The organism is Stenotrophomonas sp. (assembly GCF_035634915.1).
Taxonomy (GTDB): Bacteria; Pseudomonadota; Gammaproteobacteria; order Xanthomonadales; family Xanthomonadaceae; genus Stenotrophomonas.
Genome location: NZ_DASQCB010000017.1, coordinates 1 through 8,342, shown reverse-complemented (window position 1 = coordinate 8,342; position 8,342 = coordinate 1). Strand labels below are relative to the sequence as shown.

Sequence of the window (8,342 nt, the reverse complement as noted above, 5' to 3'; positions counted from 1 at the left end):
CTGCACCGAGGCGGCAGGCTTCCAGCGCCACAGCACCCAGGCCACGCCCAGCACCGACAGGGCGTTGAGCAGGAACACCATCCAGGGTCCGGCCAGCGAGAGCAAAAAGCCCCCCAGCGCCGGGCCGATGGCGCGACTGATATTGACCCCCAGCGAGTTCAGCGCCACCGCCGGGCCCAGCTCGGCCTTGCTCACCAGATCCGGCACCACCGCCTGGAACGGCGGCGAGCTCATGGCGCTGCCGACGCTCAGCAGAAAGGCCGCGGCCAGCAGCACCGTCGGCGTGACCTGCCCGGTAAAGGAGAGGATCGCCAGCCCCGCTGCGGCAATAAACATCCACAGCTGGGAGAAGAGCAGGTACTTACGCCGGTCGACGATATCCGCCATCACCCCGGAAGGCAGGGCGAAGAGGAACATCGGCAGGCTGCTGGCCGCCTGCACCAGGGCGATATCCAGCGGATCGGCGCTGAGGGTCAGCATGCTCCAGTTGACCCCCACGTCGCTCATCCACGAGCCAACGTTGGAGACCACCGTGGCGATCCACAGCATGCGGAACACCCGCTGGTGCAGCGGCTGCCAGGTGGACATCGTCGGGGCAGGCGGATGCTCCACGTGTGCGTCGGTGATCTGGGTCATGCGAATCTCTCCGTGACGCGCGAGCGGACCCGCCACGCGCCGGGGCCGGTGATCGCCAGCGTGGTGAAGATAATCAGCAGCAGCCAGCCAAACTGACCTTCGGCAATTGACCAGCCCGGATGCACCACCAGCATCGCCACCAGCAGCACGGCGATGATCGGCACGCAGGCCAGCCGGGTCGCCACGCCGAACAGGATCAGGATCGGGCAGATCACCTCGGCGAAGATCGCCGGGATCAGGCTGAAGTACGGCCCGAAGCCAAAGGGATCTTCGATCCGCGTCAGTTCTTCGCTGAAATGCAGCACCTTTGGCAGGCCATGCACGTAGAGCAGCAGCAGGCTGCCGGCGATCCGCAGGAAGAACAGCCCCAGGTCAATCCGGGGCAGGTTAGGTTGGGTTGAGTTCATCATGATCAGAACGCGAAGCAGCTGCAGCCCAGCGCTCCCCAGAAGGCGTTATCGTCGGCCACCGGCATCTCTGCCGTACGGGCAAAGTCGTGGGAATGGTTATGCACCCCGCACGGGCCGCTGCAGTGGTGCACGGCCTGCATCCCCACGCGGGCGGCCTGCGGTGGCGCGCTGCGGTAATGACCCGGCACCTTGACTACCGGCGACCACTCCGGCAGGACCGGGATGGCAGGCGGCGCCAGCGGGCCGAAGCTGCCTGCGGCGTAAACGATGTTGCCATCCACCACCGTCAGCACCGACTCGATGCCCTTGATCTCCTCTTCCGGCACGCGGAAGAAGTCTTTGCTCAGTACCGCGAGATCCGCGAGCTGGCCCTTTTTGATCTGGCCTTTCTGACTCTGCTCGTTGGAGAACCACGCGCTGCCCTGGGTCCAGAGCATCAGGGCGGTGTCGCGATCCAGACGGGCGCTGTGATCGTACATCTGCATCCCACCTACGGTGCGGCCGGAGACCAGCCAGTAGAGCGCGGTCCACGGGTTGTAGCTCGCCACGCGGGTGGCGTCGGTGCCCAGACCCACCGGCACGCCGGTTTCGAGCATGCGGGTGACCGGCGGGGTGTGGCGCACCGCTTCCATCCCGTAACGCTCAGCAAAGTACTCGCCCTGGAAGGCCATACGGTGCTGCACGGCGATGCCGCCGCCCAGGGCCTTGATGCGGTCGATGTTGCGCTGGGTGACGGTCTCGGCGTGGTCAAAGAACCAGTGCAGACCGTTGAACGGAATGTCGCGGTTCACCTTCTCAAAGACGTCCAGCATCCGGCTGATGGATTCGTCGTAGGTGGCGTGGAGGCGGAACGGCCAGCGGTGCTCGACCAGATGGCGCACCACGCGCTCCAGCTCGTCCTCCATGCCGGGGGCCAGATCCGGGCGCGGCTCCAGGAAATCCTCGAAGTCGGCGGCGGAGAAGACCAGCATTTCGCCCGCGCCGTTATGGCGGAAGAAGTCGGTGCCCTGGCCCGGCTTGAGCATGTCGGTCCACTTCTCGAAATCTTCCAGCTCGTGGCCGGGACGCTGGGTAAACAGGTTGTAGGCGATGCGGATTGTCATCTGCTTTTTGTCGTGCAGCTCGGCAATCACCTCGTAGTCTTCCGGGTAGTTCTGGAAACCGCCGCCGGCATCGATGGCGCTGGTTAAGCCCAGACGGTTGAGCTCGCGCATAAACTGGCGGGTGGAGTTCACCTGCTGCTCCAGGGGCAGTTTTGGCCCTTTGGCGAGGGTGGCGTAGAGGATCATGGCGTTCGGACGGGCGATCAGCATCCCGGTCGGGTTACCGTTGGCGTCGCGCTGGATCTCGCCGCCCGGCGGGTTCGGCGTGTCTTTGGTGTAGCCGACCACCTTCAGCGCCGCGCGGTTGAGCAGGGCGCGGTCGTACAGGTGCAGGATAAACACCGGCGTCTCCGGCGCGGCCTCGTTGATCTCGTCCAGGGTCGGCATCCGGCGCTCGGCAAACTGGAACTCGCTCCAGCCGCCCACCACGCGTACCCACTGGGGGGACGGCGTACGCAGGGCCTGCTCTTTCAGCATCCGCAGGGCATCGGCCAGCGACGGCACGCCCTCCCAGCGCAGCTCGAGGTTGTAGTTCAGCCCGCCGCGGATCAGGTGCAGGTGTGAGTCGTTCAGGCCGGGGATGGCGGTGTGGCCTTTGAGATCCACCACTTTGGTGGCGTCGTCGTGGTACTGCATCACCTCGGCAACGGTGCCCACTGCAAGGAATTTGCCGTCACGCACGGCCACGGCTTCGGCGAGGGGATTTTCACGATCGACGGTATGAAACTGGCCATTCACCAGAATCAAATCTGCTGTAGCAGAGGAAGTCATAACTGCTCCTGACTGAGAGGGGAAATGTCAGGATTATTGGAACCGGTTACCGGAAAAAACCAGTTATACAAAGGGATAGCTATACCAAAGTATAACTATACCTGCGTATAACTATACGAAAGGTTAATTATACAAAGAGATAATTACGCCAGGGCGGAGAGTCATCCAGGATACAGGTATCGCATCGTCGCCGCGTCGTGCGACGGATTTCACCTGTTAACCTCACTGGATACCATTATGTCTAACTCAAAACTCGAAGTGTTAACCCCCGATAACTGTCAGATGATCTTCATCGACCAGCAGCCGCAGATGGCGTTTGGCGTGCAGTCTATCGACCGTCAGGTGCTGAAAAACAACGTGGTAGGGCTGGCGAAAGCGGCCAAAGTGTTCAACATCCCAACCATCATCACCACCGTTGAAACCCAGAGCTTCTCCGGTAATACCTTCCCGGAACTGCTGGACGTCTTCCCGGGCAAAGACATTCTTGAGCGTACCTCCATGAACTCCTGGGATGACCAGAAAGTGCGTGACGCCCTGAAAGCCAACGGCAAGAAGAAAGTGGTGGTCTCCGGCCTGTGGACCGAAGTGTGCAACAACACCTTCGCCCTGTGCGCGATGCTGGAAGGCGACTACGAGATCTACATGGTGGCTGACGCGTCCGGCGGCACCTCGAAAGAGGCCCACGACTTCGCCATGCAGCGCATGATCCAGGCCGGCGTGATCCCGGTAACCTGGCAGCAGGTGCTGCTGGAGTGGCAGCGTGACTGGGCCCACAAAGAGACCTACAACGCGGTGATGGATATCGTGCGTGAGCACTCCGGTGCCTACGGCATGGGTGTGGACTATGCCTACACCATGGTGCACAAAGCCCCGTCTCGCCAGAAGAGCGAGCACGAAACCCTTGCGCCGGTTCCGGCCCCGGTTCGCTAAGTTTTCAGCGGCAGGCTGGGCCCTCATCCGGCCTGCCGCTGACCTCTCTGGAGTCCATCATGAGTACTGGGTTAATTTCCCTCGCGGCAGGCGTGCTGATCGGCCTGCTGTACGCGCTGCTGAAAGTCCGTTCCCCGGCGCCGCCCGCGCTGGCGCTGATTGGTCTGCTGGGGATGCTGGCTGGCGAACAGGCTACCCGCCATTTTCTGCATGCTGACGACACCGCGCAAAAAGCCCCCGTTGCCATTACCACAGGAGCCTCGTCATGAAAGCCTGGGTCGTTTCACTGAGCTGTGGAATTCTGGCAGGGGTGATTTATGCCGCAATTGATGTACACTCGCCCGCGCCGCCGGTTGTCGCCCTGCTGGGGCTGTTTGGCATGCTGGTGGGCGAACAGCTGATCCCGATTGGCCGCCGCCTGTTCAGCCGCCAGCTGACGATGGCGTGGTTTCGCCATGAATGCGTCCCCAAAATCAGCGGCACTCCACCTCCGGCCCGTCCCGGTGACGGTAGCGAGGGTTAATCACCTTTAGTTTGAGGAACACGAGCATGCCGCAGCGCATAGCCATCATTGATGATGAACGGTCTGTTCGCAGCGGGTTAAGCAACCTGCTGCAGTCGGAGGGGTATGCCACAGAAGCCTTCGACTCGGCGGAAGTGTTTCTCAGCCACCCCACCGCGCTGGCAGATGCGGCGCTGGTGATCGCCGACATTCGCCTGCGGGGGATGACGGGTCTCGAGATGCTCGACAAACTGCACCTTATCGCCCCCTCGCCGCCGCCGCTTATTTTTATCTCCGGTCATGCGGATGAAAATATTCAACGCTACGCTGTTGAACACGGCGCTGTTGTTTTTCTGCGCAAACCGATTAATGTCGATGTGCTGCTGGCGCACATTCAACGTGCGCTCGCCACCTGACAACACCTGCAAAACCGATCCCACGAGAACCATTAACGAAGAAAAATAAGGAACGTGGATGAACAACCCATCGCTGCCTGCGCTCTGGCCTGCCCCCGAAAATTTAGCGGAAGGGCGGGCTTTTGTGCTTAAAGAAGACGTCATTTTTACCCCGTTAGGGCAGGAGGGGAGCCTCTGCTGGCTCAATGCCCGCCTGCCCACCTCCGGCGGGTCGTTTATCATCGCCACCGGGGTGAGCGATGAAGAAGAGGCCAGCGCAACGCGCCTGCTGCGCAACGAGTTTGCCCTGCGGGAGTACCTGAGCGACGACTGGGCCATTCGCCCGGTGGCCAGCACGCAGTACCACGGGCGCTTTGCACTGGTTTATGCCCCCTTTTCGTTTGTGCTGTTAACCCGGATCGTCGGTGTGCCGATGGCCTGTATCCAGAGCTTCCTCGATCTGGCGATCCGCATCAGCCTGCCTTTACGCCTGATGCACCTGCGCAACCTGGTGCATGGCGATATCAAGCCCGGCAATATTTTTATTCACGATGACAACCGCTGTCGGCTGGGGGGCTTTGGCCTGTCGTCCGGCACCTCGGAAGAACTTCAGCAATCCCGGCTGGCGGTGGTGGGCGGTACCCCCGCCTACATGTCGCCGGAGCACACCACCCGCACCCATCGCGCGGTGGATAACCGCAGCGATCTCTACAGCCTGGGCGTAGTGCTTTACGAGCTGCTCACCGGCAGCCTGCCGTTTGAGCTGGGCGGTGAGGATCAGGGCAAGTGGGCGCACTATCATATCGCCTCCGAGCCGCGCGCTCCGGGCGCAGTCTGTCCCGGCGTGCCCGCCATGCTGTCGACCATCGTCCTCAAGCTGCTGGCGAAAAAGCCGGAGAACCGCTACCAGACCGTCGATGGCCTGATTGCCGACCTGCGCCGCTGCCAGGCCACCCTGAGTGACGACGGGGAGATCGCTGCCTTTACCCCCGGCCTGCAGGATCGCTCCCCGGCCTTTCATCTCACCGATACCCTGTACACCGCCCATCCCCAAGCGGCGGAGCTGCTCCACGCCTTTGAGCGGGTCAATCGCGATGCCATCGCCGGATTCGTGGCGATTAGCGGCCCGTCGGGGATCGGCAAATCGTCACTGATCGCCTCGGGGCTGAAGGCCCTGCAAAACCGCAGCGTGCTGCTGGCGGTGGGCAAGGTGGACCAGTTTTCCCCCACGCTGCCCTACGCGGCGCTGACCTCGGCGTTTCGTAACCTGACGCTGCATCTGCTGGGGCTGTCGGCGGAGGAGGTGGCCCAGTGGAAGATCCGCCTGTCCCGCGAGCTGGAGGGCTACGAAGCTCTGGCCGTCAGCCTGGTGCCGGAGCTGCGGCTGCTGCTCGATAACAAGCCGCGCTTCTCCAGCGACATCTTCTCCATCGACGCCCGGGCGCGCTTCAGCCACATGGTGCTGGCCCTGGTGAAGGCCTTCGCCAGCGCGGGCTGCCCGCTGGTGCTGCTGCTGGACGATATCCACTGGATCGACCCCGCCAGCCTGCAAATCCTGGAGTATCTGCTGACCCACGCCAGCACCGTGCCGCTGCTGATGGTGGTGGCGCACCGGGATGCCTGCTCGCTGCCGGACAACACCCTGCATCATCAACTGGCGAGCCTGCACCTGGCCTCGCGTAATACCACCGAGCTGCGCCCGGAGCCGCTGTCGGTGAAGGCCGTGTCGCGCTGGCTGGCGGATATCTTCCATACCCGCTCGGCCAGCACCCTCGATCTGGCCGGGCTGATCCATGAAAAAACCGGCGGCAACCCGCTGTTTGTGCATGAGTTTTTCCGCCGCATCGTCGATGACGGGCTGGTGACGCACAACAAGTACCAGGATAAATGGCACTACGATCTGCACGCCATCCGCACCCGGCACTACACCGAAAACGTGGTCACCCTGGTACTGCAGCAGTTGGAGGAGATGCCTGAAGAGACCCAGCTGCTGCTGGGCAGCATCGCCTGCCTCGGCGGCAGCGGCGAGCTGGAGATGGTGTGCCGGGTGGTAGCGATGTCGGTCGCGGAGATCCGCTATGCCCTGCACCCGGCGGTGACGGCGCAGCTGATCACGCTCAACGCCGGGAGCTATGCCTTTACCCACGACCGGGTCCAGGAGGCGGCCTTTGCCCTGCTGGATAACGCCGAGCGCAGCCGGCTACACCTTACCACCGCCAGCCTGCTGGCGGAGTCGGCCCGTCAGGCGGCGGGCAACGAGATCCTGTTTCGCGCCGTGCATCACGTCACGGCGGCGCTGGACTGCATTCAGCCTGCGCCCCAGCGCCAGATGTTCCGTGAGCTGAGCCTGCTGGCGGCCCGCCGCGCCCGCCGGTCGGGGGATTACCTCTCGGCCCTGAGCTATATCCAGACCGCCCGCGCCCTGGGCAACGTCGGTGCGCTGCCGGAGAGCGCCAGCGACTTCACGCTCGACAGCGAGGAGGCCGGGTGCCAGTTTGCGCTGGGCAATCTCGACTGCACCCGCCGACTGTGCGACCGCATTCTCAACTCCCCTGGCGGGCTGGCGGAAAAAGCGCTGGCGGCGAACCTGCTGGCCGAAGTCTATATGCGCCAGTCCGACAACCGGCTGGCGCTGGAGGCGGCCCTGAGCTGGCTGGCGGTGTTTGGCATTCACGTCAGCCGCTACCCGGAGGCCGCCGAGTGCGACGAGGCCTGGCACAGCCTGTGCAACCGCGTCGGCGATAACCCGCAGGGCCATTTTGCCGGGCTGCCGCTGATGAACGACGGCGACACCGAGGCGGTGATGAACCTGCTCAACAGCGCCTGCGTGTTCGCCAGCTTTACCCGCTCGCGCCTGCATTTCATTCTGCTGTGCCGGATGATGCACCTGACCCTGGATCACGGCATTACCGGCGCGTCCGCCCCGGCGATGGCGTGGTTCGGGGTGTTGATTGGCCACCGCTACGCCGAGTATCGCCTCGGCTTTCAGTACGGCACCCTGGCGCGGGAGCTGGTCAACCGCCACGGCTACGACGCCTTTGAGGCCAAAACCCTGCTGCCGCTGGATCAGCTCAGCGTCTGGACCCAGCCGCTGGGCTACACCATCGAGTGCGCCAAGGCCTGCTTCACCTCTGCCGTCACCCACGGAGACATGACGGTGGCCTGCTTTGCCGCCTGTCATCAGGTAATCAACTTCCTTACCCGGGGCGATCACCTTGACGGGGTGCTGACCAGCATCGAGCGCGGCCTGGCTTTTGTGCGCAAAACCCATTACCAGGACGTGGAGGCGATCCTGCTGATGCAGCGCCACTACGTGGAGCACCTGCGCACCCCGGTGAGCGGCCACTGGACCGCCAGCGAGGTGCTGCCGCACTCCCTGCTGCCCGCCGCCGCAGAGCAGGCCACGGAGCAGACCTCCACCATGCTGTTCTGGTTCTGGCTCTATCGCGGGATGGCCCACTTCGCCTGCGGCGAGTTCCCGCAGGCGGCGGAGAATCTCGAGCAGGCCGGGCAGTTCGCCTGGTCCGCGCCGGGTCATATTCATCTGCTGGATTACCATCTTTACAGCGCCCTGGCGCTCTCCCAGCAGCTGACC

Annotated in this window: 8 protein-coding genes; 5 read left to right on the top strand and 3 right to left on the bottom strand. The window is 63.3% G+C overall.

The genetic code is table 11. From position 1 onward, the window contains the following. The 3 genes from VER16_RS13010 to VER16_RS13000 all read right to left on the bottom strand — a co-directional run. Positions 1–636: MFS transporter (locus VER16_RS13010; RefSeq protein ID WP_324808785.1), on the bottom strand; the 636-nt coding region annotated here is incomplete at its 3' end. Then, complete coding sequence (locus VER16_RS13005; RefSeq protein WP_324808783.1) at positions 633–1,046, bottom strand: DoxX family protein; 414 nt, start codon at positions 1,044–1,046, stop codon at positions 633–635. The genes VER16_RS13005 and VER16_RS13010, both read right to left, overlap by 4 nt. A 2-nt stretch (positions 1,047–1,048) precedes the next feature. Then, positions 1,049–2,920 carry an amidohydrolase gene (locus VER16_RS13000; protein ID WP_324808781.1) on the bottom strand — a complete coding sequence of 624 codons (1,872 nt, stop codon included), beginning with the start codon at positions 2,918–2,920 and terminating at the stop codon, positions 1,049–1,051. A gap of 282 nt (positions 2,921–3,202) precedes the next feature. Here VER16_RS13000 and VER16_RS12995 point away from each other — a divergent pair, with 282 nt between their 5' ends. The 5 genes from VER16_RS12995 to VER16_RS12975 form a co-directional block, all read left to right on the top strand. Next, a complete protein-coding gene (locus tag VER16_RS12995) occupies positions 3,203–3,850 on the top strand; it encodes a hydrolase (protein WP_324808779.1) in 648 nt (215 codons plus the stop codon). Positions 3,851–3,909: 59 nt separating this feature from the next. After that, positions 3,910–4,119 carry a DUF1427 family protein gene (locus VER16_RS12990; RefSeq protein ID WP_324808777.1) on the top strand — a complete coding sequence of 70 codons (210 nt, stop codon included), beginning with the start codon at positions 3,910–3,912 and terminating at the stop codon, positions 4,117–4,119. Then, entirely contained in the window at positions 4,116–4,373 is a 258-nt protein-coding gene (locus VER16_RS12985) for a DUF1427 family protein (protein ID WP_324808775.1), read from the top strand. Before VER16_RS12990 ends, VER16_RS12985 begins: the two co-directional genes overlap by 4 nt. Positions 4,374–4,399: 26 nt before the next feature. After that, positions 4,400–4,768 (top strand): response regulator, encoded by a 369-nt coding sequence (locus VER16_RS12980; protein WP_324808773.1) that lies wholly within the window; start codon positions 4,400–4,402, stop codon positions 4,766–4,768. Positions 4,769–4,826: 58 nt separating this feature from the next. Beyond that, the coding region (locus VER16_RS12975; protein WP_324808770.1) for an ATP-binding protein at positions 4,827–8,342 on the top strand (3,516 nt) is incomplete at its 3' end.

Bases quoted from the DNA above. Each gene is read 5' to 3' on its own strand.
- VER16_RS13005 (WP_324808783.1), bottom strand. From the start codon at position 1,046: ATGATGAACTCAACCCAACCTAACCTGCCCCGGATTGACCTGGGGCTG.
- VER16_RS13000 (WP_324808781.1), bottom strand. From the start codon at position 2,920: ATGACTTCCTCTGCTACAGCAGATTTGATTCTGGTGAATGGCCAGTTT.
- VER16_RS12995 (WP_324808779.1), top strand. From the start codon at position 3,203: ATGATCTTCATCGACCAGCAGCCGCAGATGGCGTTTGGCGTGCAGTCT.
- VER16_RS12990 (WP_324808777.1), top strand. From the start codon at position 3,910: ATGAGTACTGGGTTAATTTCCCTCGCGGCAGGCGTGCTGATCGGCCTG.
- VER16_RS12985 (WP_324808775.1), top strand. From the start codon at position 4,116: ATGAAAGCCTGGGTCGTTTCACTGAGCTGTGGAATTCTGGCAGGGGTG.
- VER16_RS12980 (WP_324808773.1), top strand. From the start codon at position 4,400: ATGCCGCAGCGCATAGCCATCATTGATGATGAACGGTCTGTTCGCAGC.